Source organism: Flavobacterium sp. NRK F10, assembly GCF_024054235.1.
In the GTDB taxonomy this organism is placed as follows: domain Bacteria; phylum Bacteroidota; class Bacteroidia; order Flavobacteriales; family Flavobacteriaceae; genus Flavobacterium; species Flavobacterium sediminis.
This window is the reverse complement of sequence record NZ_JAMXLC010000001.1, coordinates 1,911,448-1,927,266: the sequence shown is the minus strand read 5'-3', so window position 1 is coordinate 1,927,266 and position 15,819 is coordinate 1,911,448. Positions and strand designations below refer to the sequence as shown.

At 37.0% G+C, this 15,819-nt stretch carries 11 protein-coding genes; 1 reads left to right on the top strand and 10 read right to left on the bottom strand.

Annotation, left to right across the window (positions count from 1 at the left end):
• Position 1: 1 nt before the first annotated feature.
• The 9 genes from ruvB to NHF50_RS08760 form a co-directional block, all read right to left on the bottom strand.
• The gene (gene ruvB / locus NHF50_RS08800; protein WP_109569336.1) at positions 2-1,024 is read right to left on the bottom strand and encodes a Holliday junction branch migration DNA helicase RuvB; all 1,023 of its coding nucleotides are present in this window, start codon (positions 1,022-1,024) and stop codon (positions 2-4) included.
• A gap of 78 nt (positions 1,025-1,102) precedes the next feature.
• Positions 1,103-2,872: a cbb3-type cytochrome c oxidase subunit I gene (locus NHF50_RS08795; RefSeq protein ID WP_109569335.1), complete on the bottom strand. Its 1,770-nt coding sequence runs from the start codon at positions 2,870-2,872 to the stop codon at positions 1,103-1,105.
• Between the two features lie 28 nt (positions 2,873-2,900).
• Entirely contained in the window at positions 2,901-4,049 is a 1,149-nt protein-coding gene (locus NHF50_RS08790) for a cytochrome c oxidase subunit II (protein ID WP_252775878.1), read from the bottom strand.
• Between the two features lie 19 nt (positions 4,050-4,068).
• Entirely contained in the window at positions 4,069-5,382 is a 1,314-nt protein-coding gene (locus tag NHF50_RS08785; protein ID WP_252775875.1) for a quinol:cytochrome C oxidoreductase, read from the bottom strand.
• A 28-nt stretch (positions 5,383-5,410) separates the two neighbouring features.
• Positions 5,411-5,956: a cytochrome c gene (locus tag NHF50_RS08780; RefSeq protein ID WP_109569332.1), complete on the bottom strand. Its 546-nt coding sequence runs from the start codon at positions 5,954-5,956 to the stop codon at positions 5,411-5,413.
• Positions 5,957-5,961: 5 nt separating this feature from the next.
• Entirely contained in the window at positions 5,962-6,486 is a 525-nt protein-coding gene (locus tag NHF50_RS08775) for a DUF3341 domain-containing protein (protein WP_109569331.1), read from the bottom strand.
• 4 nt (positions 6,487-6,490) lie between these two features.
• Positions 6,491-7,900: an NrfD/PsrC family molybdoenzyme membrane anchor subunit gene (gene nrfD, locus NHF50_RS08770; protein WP_109569330.1), complete on the bottom strand. Its 1,410-nt coding sequence runs from the start codon at positions 7,898-7,900 to the stop codon at positions 6,491-6,493.
• A gap of 32 nt (positions 7,901-7,932) precedes the next feature.
• Complete coding sequence (locus NHF50_RS08765) at positions 7,933-10,974, bottom strand: TAT-variant-translocated molybdopterin oxidoreductase (protein ID WP_252775873.1); 3,042 nt, start codon at positions 10,972-10,974, stop codon at positions 7,933-7,935.
• 35 nt (positions 10,975-11,009) lie between these two features.
• Positions 11,010-12,311, bottom strand: coding sequence for a c-type cytochrome (locus NHF50_RS08760; RefSeq protein ID WP_109569328.1), 1,302 nt, complete (start codon positions 12,309-12,311; stop codon positions 11,010-11,012).
• Between the two features lie 219 nt (positions 12,312-12,530).
• On the opposite strand from NHF50_RS08760, the gene NHF50_RS08755 reads away from it, so the two are divergent.
• Positions 12,531-12,920 (top strand): SPOR domain-containing protein, encoded by a 390-nt coding sequence (locus NHF50_RS08755; RefSeq protein WP_252775871.1) that lies wholly within the window; start codon positions 12,531-12,533, stop codon positions 12,918-12,920.
• A 75-nt stretch (positions 12,921-12,995) separates the two neighbouring features.
• Here NHF50_RS08755 and infB read toward each other — a convergent pair whose 3' ends face one another.
• Positions 12,996-15,809, bottom strand: a complete 2,814-nt coding sequence (gene infB / locus NHF50_RS08750) for a translation initiation factor IF-2 (RefSeq protein WP_252775869.1) — start codon at positions 15,807-15,809, stop codon at positions 12,996-12,998.
• Between the last annotated feature and the right edge of the window lie 10 nt (positions 15,810-15,819).

Here is a 15,819-nt window from a genome sequence, read left to right as displayed (position 1 = left end):
TTTAAAACAATTCTCCTTGATTAAACCCTTTTATCCTTCCTAAATGCTTGTAAGCTTTCTCTGTGACTTCTCGACCTCTAGGAGTTCTGATAATAAACCCTTCTTGAATCAGAAACGGCTCATATACTTCTTCAATCGTTTCACCGCTTTCTGAAACTGCTGTAGCCAAAGTTGTTAAACCGACAGGACCTCCTTTGAATTTATCTATAACGGTTGTCAATATCTTATTATCCATTTCATCCAATCCGTGTGCATCAACATTTAGAGCTCTCAAAGCAAATTTAGCGATCTCAATGTCTATTTTTCCATTCCCTTTTATTTGTGCAAAATCGCGAACTCTTCTCAATAAAGCATTAGCAATACGAGGTGTCCCCCGACTTCTTCCTGCGATTTCGATTGCTGCTTCCATTGATATAGGCATTTTCAAAATAGAGGCACTACGTTGCACAATTGTTGTCAGTAATTCAGTATTATAATATTGTAAACGACTTTGAATCCCGAAACGAGCTCTCATCGGTGCAGTCAACAATCCGGAACGCGTTGTAGCTCCAACCAGAGTAAAAGGATTTAAATTGATCTGAACCGTACGTGCATTAGGTCCTGTTTCTATCATTATATCAATTTTATAATCCTCCATAGCAGAATAAAGGTATTCCTCCACAACCGGACTTAAACGATGGATCTCATCGATAAACAGAATATCCCGTTCCTCCAAATTAGTCAACAATCCGGCTAAATCTCCTGGCTTATCTAAAACCGGACCTGAAGTAATCTTAATCCCTACTCCTAGTTCATTTGCCAAGATGTTAGCCAATGTTGTTTTCCCCAAACCCGGTGGCCCATGAAACAATGTATGATCCAGAGCATCATCTCTCAGATTGGCAGCCTGAACAAAGACCTTCAAGTTTTCCAAAACCTGATCCTGCCCGGCAAAATCATCAAAAGAAAGTGGCCGTAAAGCTCTTTCTATATCTATTTCCTGAGGCGTAAAACGTTCTTTATTCGGATCCAAATTTTCGTTCATAATCATCAAATATCAGCAAAGATAAAACAAAAAACCTTTCCAATCGGAAAGGTTTTCTTTATTAACGCTATTATGAATTTAGTGATGTAATTCTTCTTCTCCTTCTTTCATAGGAACATTTTGCGGTACAAAATCATCCTCATGCCCTGGTTTACTATAATCATAAGCCCAACGGTGAACTACCGGTAATTCTCCCGGCCAGTTTCCGTGAATGTGCTCTACCGGAGTAGTCCATTCTAAGGTGTTAGCTTTCCAAGGATTTTCTGTTGCTTTTTTACCGTAGAACATGCTGTAGAAGAAATTCCAGAAGAAAACGATTTGGAAGATCGAACCTACAATTGCAAATACAGTAATCAACACATTAACGTCAGCTAATTCATCAAATAAAGGGAAAGCTGAATTTGTATAGTAACGACGTGGTAAACCAGCCATTCCTAAGAAGTGCATCGGGAAGAATACTCCGTAAGCACAAACTGCAGTTACCCAAAAATGAACATAACCTAAATTTTTATTCATCATACGCCCGAACATCTTAGGGAACCAGTGATACACTCCGGCAAAGAAACCGTAAAGTGCAGAGATACCCATTACTAAGTGGAAGTGAGCTACAACGAAATATGTATCGTGAACATTAATATCTAATGTACTATCTCCTAAAATAATACCTGTTAAACCACCCGTAATAAATGTTGAAACTAATCCGATAGAGAACAACATAGCAGGATTTAACTGTAAGTTACCTTTCCATAAGGTAGTGATATAATTAAATGCTTTTACTGCTGAAGGAATTGCGATCAATAACGTTGTGAAAGTAAACACAGATCCTAAGAAAGGATTCATACCTGACACGAACATGTGGTGACCCCAAACGATAGTTGACAAGAAAGCGATTGCTAAAACAGAAGCAATCATTGCTCGGTAACCAAAGATAGGCTTTCTTGAGTTTGTTGCAATAATTTCAGAGGTAATACCTAAAGCCGGCAATAATACAATATATACTTCAGGGTGACCTAAGAACCAGAATAAGTGTTCGAACAATACCGGAGAACCTCCTTGGTAGTGTAGTACTTCACCTGAAATAAAGATGTCTGATAAATAGAATGATGTACCGAAGCTTCTGTCAAAGATCAACAAAAGAGCAGCAGAGAACAATACCGGGAATGAAACAACACCGATGATCGCTGTTACGAACAAAGTCCAAACTGTCAATGGTAATCTTGTCATTGACATACCTTCAGTTCTCAAATTAATTACTGTAACAATATAATTCAATGATCCCATTAAAGAAGATGCAATGAAAATTGCCATAGCTACTAACCAAAGCGTCATACCAAGACCTGAACCCGGAATTGCTTGCGGTAATGCACTCAACGGCGGATAAATTGTCCAACCTGCTGAAGCAGGACCTGACTCAATGAATAGTGAACTCAACATGATAACACAAGAAAGGAAGAACAACCAGTATGAAAGCATATTCATAAAACCGGAAGCCATATCTCTTGCACCGATCTGCAATGGAATTAACAAGTTACTGAACGTACCACTTAATCCGGCAGTTAACACGAAGAATACCATAATGGTACCGTGTATTGTTACCAATGCTAAGTAAATATCTTGACGCATTACTCCGTCAGGAGCAAATTTTTCACCTAATAAAACTTTAAATATTCCAAATGATTCTTCAGGCCAAGCAATCTGCAAACGGAATAAAATCGATAATAAGATACCTACGATACCCATTACCAAACCAGTAATCAAATATTGCTTAGCAATCATCTTGTGATCATAACTAAAAATATATTTTGTTATGAACGTTTGTTTGTGATGACCGTGTTCTAGTGCTGACATAATCTATAATTCTATATTATTGATCTAATTAATTTAAATTTTGAGCTAAAACTTTAGTTGTATCCACTACTGTTTCCATAACTTCCGGAACTACAGGAGCCGTTTCAGCAGGAGCATTAGCCTCTTTCCATTGTGAAGCCAATGTAGGCTTTTCTGCTAACCAAGCTTTGAATTCTTCCGGAGTTTCAACTACAATCTTCATTTGCATGTTGTAGTGAGAAGCCCCACAAATCTTATTACACAGTAATAAATAATCAAATGTATAAGGCTCTAAAGCAGATTCTCCTTTTGCTTCAAGTTCTTTACTCTTTTTAGCTCTAATTTCATTAATTCTAGCTACGTTTTCTTTTATATTATCATCTTCACGCATATCTGCTGTTGTTACAGTAGGAACATACGTAAATTGTGTAATCATACCCGGAACACAGTTCATTTGAGCTCTAAAGTGAGGCATATAAGCCGAGTGAAGAACATCTTGTGAACGGAACTTAAAAACTACTTTTTTACCTTTTGGTAAGTGTAATTCGTTTGTTACTTTATCGTCTTGTGCAGCAGGATCAGCCAAATCAACTCCCAAAGTATTGATACCTTCAATAAAACGAACATTCGCTTTACCTAAAGTATTATCAGTACCGGAATATCTAACTTCCCATCCGAATTGTTTAGCATATACTTCTACATACATTACATCCTCTTCATTATCATAGAACATAATGTTATTCCAAGTATACAATCCGTATAAGATCAAACCTGCCAAAGTAATTACGGGAATAATTGTCCAAACTGCTTCTAATTTACTGTTATCAGCAAAATATAAAGCTTTCTGACCTTGTTTTCCTCTATATTTAAAAGCAAAATAATGCAACAAGAACTGTGTAATTGTTTGTACAATAAATATAATAACCAATGAAATAGCCATTAAGTTATCATAATCAGGGCCATGTTCTGAAGCCGGTGTACCTAAAACCAGATGTCCCCAAGCATAAATTGAGTATATAGTAAATATATATATAAACCCAACGAATGCAAACATTAAATATCCGTTAACACTATTATCTCTATCATCAGCAACTTCTGTACTAGCTGCACCAACTTGAGTTAAATCAAATATTTTAGTTAACTGCCAAATGGCAACTCCGACTAAAACTAAAATAATAAATACCAATAAACCTGTCATTTGTTTATTTCTTTAAATATTAATAATGAAAATGTTTGCTTTCTTCCATTAACGGATTTCCTTTTGCTACTAAAGGTGCTTTTGTCAATGCAGTGAACACTACAAAAATAAACAATCCTAAGAAAAATAAGATAGCACTAATTTCAGGTAATCCGATGAACCATTGGTCACCAACTGTAGCCGGCATCACCATGTTATAAAAATCAACGTAGTGACCTGCTAAAATTACAATACCTGCCATAACTACAATCCAAGACAAACGTTTAAAGTCTGTATTAACAAGGATCAATAACGGGAAGACAAAGTTCATTACTAACATACCGAAGAACGGTAATTTGTAATGTTCGATTCTGGTTACGAAATAAGTAACCTCTTCCGGAATATCTGAATACCAAATCAACATAAACTGAGAGAACCATAGGTAAGTCCAGAAAATACTGATACCAAACATGAATTTAGCTAAATCATGAATATGACTGGTATTCACTTGCTCTAAATAGCCTTTAGATTTTAAATAAATAGTAACCATTGCTATAGCTGTGATACCACTAACAAAGAAGCTAGCAAAAACATACCAAGCAAATAAAGTACTATACCAATGCGGATCTAGTGACATAATCCAATCCCAAGACATTAATGACTCAGAAACGATGAAGAACACTAAGAATGATGCGGCCATTTTAAAATTCTTTTTATAAAAACTCACACCATCTGCATTATCTTGTGCAATAGAGTTCTTTCTTGAAAAGAATCTATATAAATTCCAAACACCTAAAAATAATACGGCTCTGATTAAGAAAAATGCAACATTCAAGTAACCTGATTTTCCTTGGATTAAATGGTCATTAGCAACTACTTCAGGATCCATCCATGTAAACAAGTGGTTCATGTGTACTCCTGAAAGAACCAAAACCAACAAGAAGATTACTGAACCGGGTAATAAATAAGCCGTAATACCTTCCATAACTCTGAAAAGTATCGGAGACCACCCTGCTAATGCTACTTGTTGAATTGCATAAAAAGCCAGAACACCAACACTCAGCAACATAAAGAAAATACAAGCTACATAAAAAGCAGCCCAAGGTTTGTTTTGCAATTGGTGGAAAACATGGTTCACATGTTCCTGATGAGCAGCATCAGCGTGTGCGTCATGTGCTGCATGCGCATCGTGAGAAGCTACTTGATCATGATGACCATGGCTTTCTTCTAATAAGATCGTTTCAACTTCTTCTACAGTTTTTGGTGCACTCCAAAAACCTACTCCAATCCCGATAGCTCCAATCACCATCAAAATCAAAGAAAAAGTTTTTAATTTACTTGAAAACGTGTACATATCAATTATTTTCAAAAGTGTTTTACAATTATAATTCTGATTTTAGTTTTAAAACGTAATCTGCTACTTGCCATCTTTCTTCTTGAGACAATTGATTAGCATGAGATCCCATGGCATTTAATCCATAAGTTATTACGTGATAAATACTACCTTCTGTAATTTCTCTATCTTTATAGTTAGGTACCCCTAAGAATTTTTCTCTTTTCACTAAAGTTCCTTTACCATCGCCTTTTTCGCCGTGGCAAATAGCACAATAGATATTAAATAACGCCTTACCTTTTTCAGTATCTAACGCTAAAGAATCTAATGGGGATTTCAAAGTTTCCTTTGCCAAAGTGTATCCTTCGGGAGTATTCGGAATTTCATAAGGCACAAACCCCCTCTTGATAGTTCCTTCTACCGGCAACAGACCTTCTTTACCTCCTTTAAAAACTTCATGCTCTGAATAGGTCTCGTAAGGAACCGCTTCATACATGTTCGGGAAAAATTGATAGTTAGGCTTGTTCTTGTTGAAACAAGAAGTTGCAACAATTGATAGACCAACTACAGCTACAATTTTATATAAGCTTTTCATACTTGTTAATGCTTTTCAATTACTTTTACTTCAACTGCTCCTGTAGACTTAAAGAAAGAAACTAATTCTTCTTCATCACCATGAACACCAACTTCCATTAAGAAATGATCATCAGTAGTTCTTACATCCGGGTTTTCAGCTTTTTTAAATGGCCATAATTTACTTCTCATGTAGAATGTAATTACCATTAAGTGAGCTGCAAAGAAAACAGTCAACTCAAACATAATAGGCACGAATGCCGGCATGTTATCAATAAAACTAAAACTTGGTTTACCACCAATATCCTGTGGCCAATCAACGATCATTATATAATTCATCAATGTAGCTGCAAAAGACAATCCGATTAAACCATAAATGAACGAAGCAATTGCAATTCTTGTTGGCGCTAAGCCCATAGCTTTATCTAAACCGTGAACCGGAAAAGGTGTATAAACCTCTTCAATATGATGATGAGCTGCTCTTGTTTGTTTAACAGCATCCATTAACACATCATCATCATTATATATAGCGTGTATAACTTTATTACTCATGATATTAATGATTATCAGAATGATTGTGATCGTTTAATTCTCTCTCTCTTTTGTAATTATCACCTGAAGACTTCAAAATAGTCTTAACTTCAGCCTGTGCAATTACAGGGAAACTTCTTGAGTACAATAAGAACAATACAAAGAAGAATCCAATAGTTCCTATATAAATACCTGCATCCACAAAAGTTGGTTGGAACATTGTCCATGAAGAAGGTAAATAATCTCTATGTAATGACGAAACAATGATTACAAAACGCTCAAACCACATACCGATATTTACAATGATCGATATAACAAATGAAGCTGCAATGCTTGTTCTGATCTTTTTAAACCACATTACCTGAGGCGAAACAACATTAAAGCTCATCATACATAAGTATGCCCACCAGTAAGGTCCTGTAGCTCTGTTTAAAAACGCATATTGTTCATACTCAACTCCTGAATACCAAGCAATGAATAACTCAGTAATATAAGCTGTACCTACGATTGAACCTGTAATCATAATAATAAGATTCATCAATTCAATGTGTTGTAAGGTAATATAATCTTCAAGTTGTGATACTTTTCTCATGATGATCAACAAGGTCTGTACCATGGCAAATCCTGAGAAAATAGCTCCTGCAACGAAGTAAGGCGGCAAGATTGTAGTATGCCATCCCGGAATAACCGATGTTGCGAAGTCAAATGATACGATCGTGTGTACTGAAAGTACAAGAGGCGTTGCTAAACCGGCTAACACAAGAGAAACCTCTTCAAAACGTTGCCAGTCTTTTGCTCTACCACTCCAACCGAATGATAATGTAGAATAAACTCTTTTTGTAAAAGGAGTAACCGCTCTATCGCGAAGCATAGCAAAGTCAGGTAATAAACCAGTCCACCAGAAAACTAATGATACCGACAAATACGTTGAGATTGCAAATACGTCCCACAATAACGGAGAGTTAAAATTCACCCATAAAGAACCGAATTGATTCGGAATAGGTAACACCCAATATCCTAACCATGGACGCCCCATGTGAATGATCGGGAATAAACCTGCCTGCATTACCGAGAAAATCGTCATTGCTTCTGCAGAACGGTTAATAGCCATTCTCCATTTTTGACGGAATAATAATAATACAGCAGAGATAAGTGTTCCGGCGTGACCAATACCTACCCACCAAACGAAGTTAGTGATATCCCAGGCCCAGCCAATTGTTTTATTTAAACCCCAAGTACCAATACCAGTAGATACTGTATAAATCATACAGCCTAAACCGTATAAGAAAGCAGCAAATGCTATCGAGAATACAATCCACCATTGCTTATTTGCTCGACCTTCTACCGGTTTTGCAACATCTACCGTAACATCGTGATAAGATTTGTTTCCTACCACTAAAGGTTTTCTAATGGGTGCTTCGTAATGAGACGACATAATCCTTTATATTGTTTCTGTTAATTAATATTTTATTTTTCGTTTCTAACTTTAACGTGATAGAATACATTCGGTTTAGTTCCGACATGTTCCAGTAAGTGATACATTCTTGCATCTTCAGCTAATTTAGCCACTTTACTTTCTTTATCATTCACATCACCAAATACCATTGCACCACTAGAACAAGCTGCAGAACAAGCCGTTTGGAATTCTTCGTCTTTTACCGGTCTTCCTTCACGTTTTGCTTTTAATTTAGAAGCTTGTGTCATTTGGATACACATAGAACATTTTTCCATCACCCCACGAGAACGCACGTTAACATCAGGATTCAATACCATACGACCTAAGTCATCGTTCATATGATAATCGAATTCACTATTCTTGTTATACAAGAACCAGTTGAAACGACGTACTTTATACGGACAGTTGTTTGCACAGTAACGAGTACCTACACAACGGTTATAAGCCATGTGGTTTTGACCTTCTCTACCATGAGACGTTGCTGCAACAGGACAAACTGTTTCACAAGGTGCATGGTTACAATGCTGACACATTACCGGTTGGAAAGCCACTTGAGGATTCTCAGCCGGATCTTCCATACCTCTGAAAGTTTCAATTGAATTCATCATTCCTGACGTTTCTTCTTTCAACTCAACATCTCCTTCAAATGTATCCTGAGAAGAATAGTATCTATCAATACGCAACCAGTGCATATCACGACTTCTTCTTACTTCAGACTTACCAACTACAGGGACGTTATTTTCAGCATGACAAGCAATTACACAGGCACCACAACCCGTACAAGCGTTTAAGTCAATTGATAAATTAAAGTGATGTGCTACACTTCTATCAAAAGATTCCCAAAGATCCACTTCCGTAGAAGGCGTTTCTTTGTGATCTAAAGATACTAATGGAATAGGATTCCAAACTTCTGTATCTTTAGTATTGAATACCTCTAAAGTAGTTTCTTTAATGATATCTCCTCTACCCATTAATGTTTTGTGTAACTGAACACAAGCAAATTCATGCTCACCTTCATCTTTTGTTACAGTAACATTTTGAACAGTATTAAAATTATTATAAAGAGCGTAAGCATTAACACCTACCTGCATTTCTTCTTTTAAAGCAGCGGTTTTACCGTAACCGAAAGCCAAACCTACAGTTCCAACAGCCTGACCTGGTTGAATAACTACAGGAACTTTAGTTAAAGTAGCATTACCCACTTTTAAAGTCGCATAACTACCGTTTAAACCTCCGTTAGCTACATTCCAGTTTTCAAAACCTAGCTTTTCAGCATCTTTTTTCGAAACAGTAACATAGTTATCCCAAGAAACTCTTGTAATCGGATCAGGAAACTCTTGTAACCAAGGATTATTAGCTTGTTGTCCGTCACCCATTCCCGTCTTAGTATACAATACTAACTCCATACCTGAAGCTTTTGCAGCAGCTAACTTAGAAGCCGAAGCCAAAGCATCAAAAGAAGCAGCTTCTAAAGGAGCAACTTCAGTTTGAGCAAAACCATCATGAACTGCCTGATTCCAAGACTTACCACCTAATTGAGCAGCCGCGAAACCTTTCAAATAATCATAATAAGCCGTACTATTACCTAACAAGCTTAATAAAACTTCTTGGAATTGTTTTGTATCAAATAATGGACGAATAGTCGGCTGCATAATACTATAGTGTCCTCTTTCTATAGACACATCTCCCCAAGATTCTAAATAATGCGGAGCAGCAGCAGCTATTGTAGTTAAAGTAGCCGTTTCATCTTCTTTCAAAGAAAAAGCTACTGATAATTTCACTTTTTTAAGACCTTCAGTAAAGTCTTTTGCATTTGCTAAAGTATAAACAGGATTAACTCCATTCATAATTAAAGTATGAACAGCACCTGATTTCATATCTGCTACTAATTGAGCAACTTCTTTAACATTACCTTTTCTTGTTAACTTAGTTGCACTAGGATTAAAGGCCTCAGAACTGATAGCAGCATTAATCGCTAATACCAATAACTGAGCATCCAAGTCATCTAACCCGGTTACGACAACACCTTTAGAACCTGCCGCTTTTAATTGTTGAGCAGCTTTAGTTACTTCAGCATTTTTCAATCCGGAAGCAGCCCCGCCTACAACAGCACTATACAAGTCTACTAATGCTTGTTTTTGCTGAGCAACTGTTAAAGGTATACGTTTATCAGCATTTGCACCAGCCAAAGACATATTAGCCTCCATCTGGATATGCTTAGACATTTTTCCGTTTTTAGGAACTCTCCCCATAGCATAACCGGCATCGTATCCACCACCTTGCCAATCTCCTAAGAAATCAGCACCAACAGAAACAATAACATCTGCTTTAGAAAAGTCATAACCAGCAAAACCTCTAACACCATAAACCGTTTCAAAAGCATCTAAAGCATTTGATTCAGAAACAGCATCATAAACCACTTGTTTTACGGTCGGATATTTAGCTTTTAATTCAGCTAATAAAGCATCCGTTGAAGGACTAGCAGAAGTTGAAGTTAACACTACTACATTTCCGCCTTTTTCATTAGCCTCATCTAAACTCGATTTAATTTTCGCAGTTACTTCAGCCCAAGTTGCATCTTTACCCGCAATCTTAGGTTGTTTTAAACGCAAACTGTCATATAGAGACAAAACCGAAGCATGAACTCTGGCATTTGCCCCAGAAACAGCTCCTTTTAATTTATTGTTTTCAACTTTGATCGGACGACCTTCTCGTGTTTTGATCAAAATGTTTGCAAAATCAAATCCGTCTGCAACAGTTGTAGCATAATAATCTGCTACTCCGGGAATAATTTCTTCAGGTTGCACTACATAAGGAATCGATTTTACTACAGGTCCTTCACAAGCAGCCAAAGAAGCAGCAGCTGTACTAAAACCTACGTATTTCAAAAAGTCACGACGAGTTGTCCCCGCTGTTGATAAATTCTCTTTGTTCCCCAAAAATTCATCTACAGGAATTTGTTCAACAAACTCATTGTTTCTTAGCGTCTCAACAATAGAACTATTTTCATTTAGCTCCTCAACACTTTTCCAGTATTTTTTGTTTGATGCCATATTATATATTGATATTAGCTTCTTAAATTAATTTATTAATAGTGGCATTTACCACATTCTAATCCTCCCATTTGAGCAGCTGTTAACTTGTCAACACCATACTTTTTAGAAAGCTCTTCATGAATCTTTTTGTAGTATTCATTATCTTCAACTTTCACATTAGTCTCTCTATGACAGTTCACACACCAACCCATAGTCAATGGCGCAAATTGCTCCATAACCTCATACGTTTCAACAGGACCGTGACATTTCTGACACTCAACCCCTGCAACCGTTACGTGCTGAGAGTGATTAAAGTATACAAAATCCGGAAGGTTGTGAATTCTTACCCATTTAACCGGTTGCGTTTTTCCTGTATACGCTTGCTTAGCCGGATCCCAACCAACAGCAGCATATAATTTTTGGATCTGCTCATCATAAAACGCCTTAGAATGCTCCTCTGTAGCAGTCGACTCAGCAACTTCACTAATGTTTTTATGACAGTTCATACACACATTCAACGAAGGAATACCTGAAGTTTTACTCACTCTGGCAGACGAGTGACAGTATTTACAATCAATAGCATTATCTCCGGCATGAATTTTATGCGAATAATGTATTGGCTGAACCGGAGCATAACCCTGATCCACACCTACCTGCATCAAATAGCCGTAAACAAAATAAGCAGCAACTAACAAGAACACAATTGCAGAACACAATACTAAAAATTGATTTTTAGCAAATGCTTTCCACAACGGTAATGATTTTTCCGAAGTACCAACTTCGATTCCGTTAGCCTTAGCAATTCTTCTTAAAACATTGTTAACCAACAACAACATTACAACAAGCATTGCCAACACCAATGTCAAAGCACCCAAAATCACTTCATTTGAAATACCTGAAGCATCCTGAGTTTGACCATCGGTACCAGGAACATTCGCCACCTCTTTAGGCTGCGCCGCTGGCTCAGACGTATACGCTAAAATATTGTCAATATCCTGATTTGACAATTGAGGAAAAGCCGTCATCGGGATTTTCCCGTTTTCTTCAAAAACTTTTACCGCTTGAGCATCCCCTGCTTTAATCAACTCTGCACTATTGCGAACCCACTTATAGATCCACTCTTTGTCATACTTATCAGCAACCCCCCTTAAAGCAGGTCCTGTTGCTTTTTTGTCTAATTTATGACAAGCGGCACAATTGGCATTAAACAACTCTTTACCTTTTGCCGGATCACCTGCGCCTGCAGCGGCTTCCGGAGCAGCATCTTGAGAAAATACAGATAAAGAAAAAGATAGCGTTAGCGCTAAACTGAAGAAAATCTTTGAAAATGATTTATGGTTACCCACCTTTTTCATATTTATTATGATTATCGTGTCATTTTTGGTATGGTTTTAGCACTATAAAACTAGTCTCCGCCACCACACTTTATTTTAAACTCCGACAAAAATACGACATTCGAACTATTATAAAAACCTTAATTTTATCTTAAAAGATAATTTATATCTATTCTAAATAACCTTTGTGTCGCGGTATAATAAGATTAATTGTATTTTTGTTTTAAATAACTATTCAAAATGAGAAATTTAGCTTTCAAAAGATTAACAAAAATTGTTTTTATAACCTCTTTCTTCTCAATTGGTATACATGCGCAAAGCGGAAAAACCACACTAAGCCAAGATGAGAAATTTTCAGAATTATTAGAAGAAAAAGCAAAAATCAATGCAAACTTATCAATAAACAACAGCTATAAGATACAAATTTTCTACGGAAACAGCTCGGATGCTAAAAATCAATTGGCCGCATTTAAAAGAGATTTTAGCGGTATAGAAGGCACAATCATATATACCAATCCGACCTATAAAGTCTATGTCGGAAATTACAAATCCCGCTTACATGCTGAAAAAGCTTTAATCGAAATCAAGAAAAAATATCCGACCGCTTTACTTATTAAACCAGGAAAATAAACAAATCGCTCCCTTCAAAATATAAAAAAAGCCCGAACCAAATGTCCGGGCTTTTTTTATATAAAATCTCTGTTCTTATTTTAATTTTTTCTTCACTTCAACTTCCTGGAAGGCTTCGATAGTATCATACTCTTTCAGATCGTTGTAATTCTTTATCTGTATACCACAATCATATCCTTTTGACACTTCTTTAACATCATCTTTAAATCGTTTTAACGCAGCTAATTCACCGGTATAGATAACCACTCCTTCTCTGATTAAACGAATCTTAGAATTTCTGAAGACTTTACCGTCTGTAACCATACATCCGGCAACAGTTCCCACTTTAGAAATCTTGAACAACTCACGAACTTCTGCAGTACCAGTAACTTCTTCTTTTAATTCCGGCGACAACATTCCTTCCATAGCATCCTTCACATCGTCTATTGCATCATAAATAATAGAATAATTACGGATGTCAATTTCTTCTTTTTCAGCTAAGGCTTTCGCACTTCCCTGAGGACGAACGTTGAAACCTATAATGATCGCATCTGAAGCTGAAGCCAACAAAACGTCTGATTCTGTAATAGCTCCTACTCCTTTATGAATAATATTGATTTGGATTTCTTCAGTCGATAATTTTGAGAATGAATCCGAAAGTGCTTCTACAGAACCATCCACATCCCCTTTCAAGATAATATTTAACTCTTTAAATTGTCCTAAAGCTATACGACGCCCGATTTCTGCCAAAGTAATATGTTTTTGTGTACGAACAGATTGCTCACGTAATAATTGAGTACGTTTTGCTGCAATTTGTTTTGCTTCTCTTTCGTCTTCGTAAACATTAAATTTATCACCCGCTGTCGGCGCACCGTCTAAACCTAAAACAGATACAGGTGTTGACGGACCGGCTTCTTTTACATTATGTCCGCGTTCGTCAAACATCGCCCGGATCTTACCGTGATGTTTACCCGCTAAAACATAATCACCTATTTTAAGAGTTCCGTTTTGAACTAAAATAGTTGTCACATACCCTCTACCTTTATCTAACTGCGCCTCAACAACTGTTCCCTGCGCTAACCTGTTCGGATTCGCTTTTAATTCTAGGATCTCTGCTTCTAACAACACTTTTTCCAAAAGTTCCTTAACCCCTAATCCTGTTTTAGCTGAAATATCCTGAGATTGGTATTTACCACCCCACTCTTCAACTAACAAGTTCATAGCTGCTAACTTCTCTTTGATCTTATCCGGATTAGCCGTTGGTTTATCTACTTTATTGATCGCAAAAACCATTGGCACTCCCGCTGCCTGAGCATGACTAATCGCCTCTTTTGTTTGCGGCATGATGTCGTCGTCCGCTGCAATCACAATAATTGCAATATCCGTTACCTGAGCACCACGAGCACGCATAGCCGTAAAGGCTTCATGACCCGGTGTATCTAAAAACGTAATTCTTTGTCCTTCTTCTAATTTCACGGAATAAGCCCCGATATGCTGCGTAATACCTCCTGACTCACCGGCAATAACATTGGTCTTCCGAACATAATCCAGAAATGACGTTTTACCGTGGTCAACATGTCCCATTACAGTAACAATCGGTGCACGTTCTTCCAATTCTTCCGGTGTATCTTCAATCTCTTCGATCGCTTCTTCAATATCTGTTGTAATGAACTCAACCTGATAACCGAATTCATCTGCCACGATTGACAATGTTTCGGCATCTAAACGCTGATTCATGGTAACCATGATTCCCAATGACATACAAGTTCCGATAACTTTTGTAATCGGCACATCCATCATTGTGGCAATTTCACCTACCGTAACGAATTCTGTTACTTTCAAGATTTTACTTTCTAAATCTTGTTGTTGCATTTCTTCATCTAAACGCTGACGGTGAGTTTCACGTTTATCTTTACGGTACTTAGCAGCTTTAGATTTATTTCCTTTCCCTTGAAGTCTTTCAAGAGTTTCTTTAATCTGGTTTTTAACTTCTTCCTCAGTAGGCTCAACTTTTTGGATTACCGGTTTTTTACCTTTATTGAAACGATCTCTTCCGAAATCTTTCTTTCCACCTTGTTGGTTTTGCCCGTTTCCGCCTTGAACCGGTTTAACAATACGCTTGCGTTTATTTTTATTTTCGCCTTCTTTTTTATTTGCGTTATTATTGTTATTCTGTCCCTGATTATTTCCGTTATTGTTCCCTTGATTGTTTCCGTTATGATTCCCTTTTTTGAAGTCTTTTTTATCTTCTTTCTTCTTTTTAGGTTTTTCAAACTGAGACAAATCTATTTTCTGCCCTGTAAACGTTGCTCCGGAAAGTTTTTTGTATTGCGTCTGGATCTTTTCATCTTCGATGATCAAGCCATCTGCTTTTTTCTCTTCTACTTTCTTTTCTTCCTGTTTTTGAACAGGTTCAGCCTTTGGAGCTGATTCAACAGGTGGAGTTACTTCTTCAACACTTTTCTTAGTTTCTTCAGGTTCCGGAGATTTTACCTCTTCTGATATGTTTTGCTCAACAGCTTCAACTTTCTCTTCCTGCTTAGGCGGATTCAAATCGATCTTTCCTACTGCCTTAGGCGCAGTTACAACAGCTTTTGCTTTTATAATTTCCTGCTCCTTCCTCAACTTCTCTTCCTGCTGACGTTTCAGTTCTAATTCTCTTTCCAACTCTCGCTTTAAAGCTTCTTTCTCTTTCTTCTTTTCTTCACTCACTTCAATCGAAGCCTCTTTTTTGCCCTTATCAGCAGAAAACTGTCGACATAAGACATCATACTCCTCTTGAGAGATCTTGGCATTAGGACTCGATTCAATATCATGCCCTTCTTCTTTTAAAAAGTCCACAGCTCTATCAAGAGAAATATTTAGTTCCCTTAAAACTTTGTTGATTCTTATAACTCTTTTATCAGACATATAATGTTTT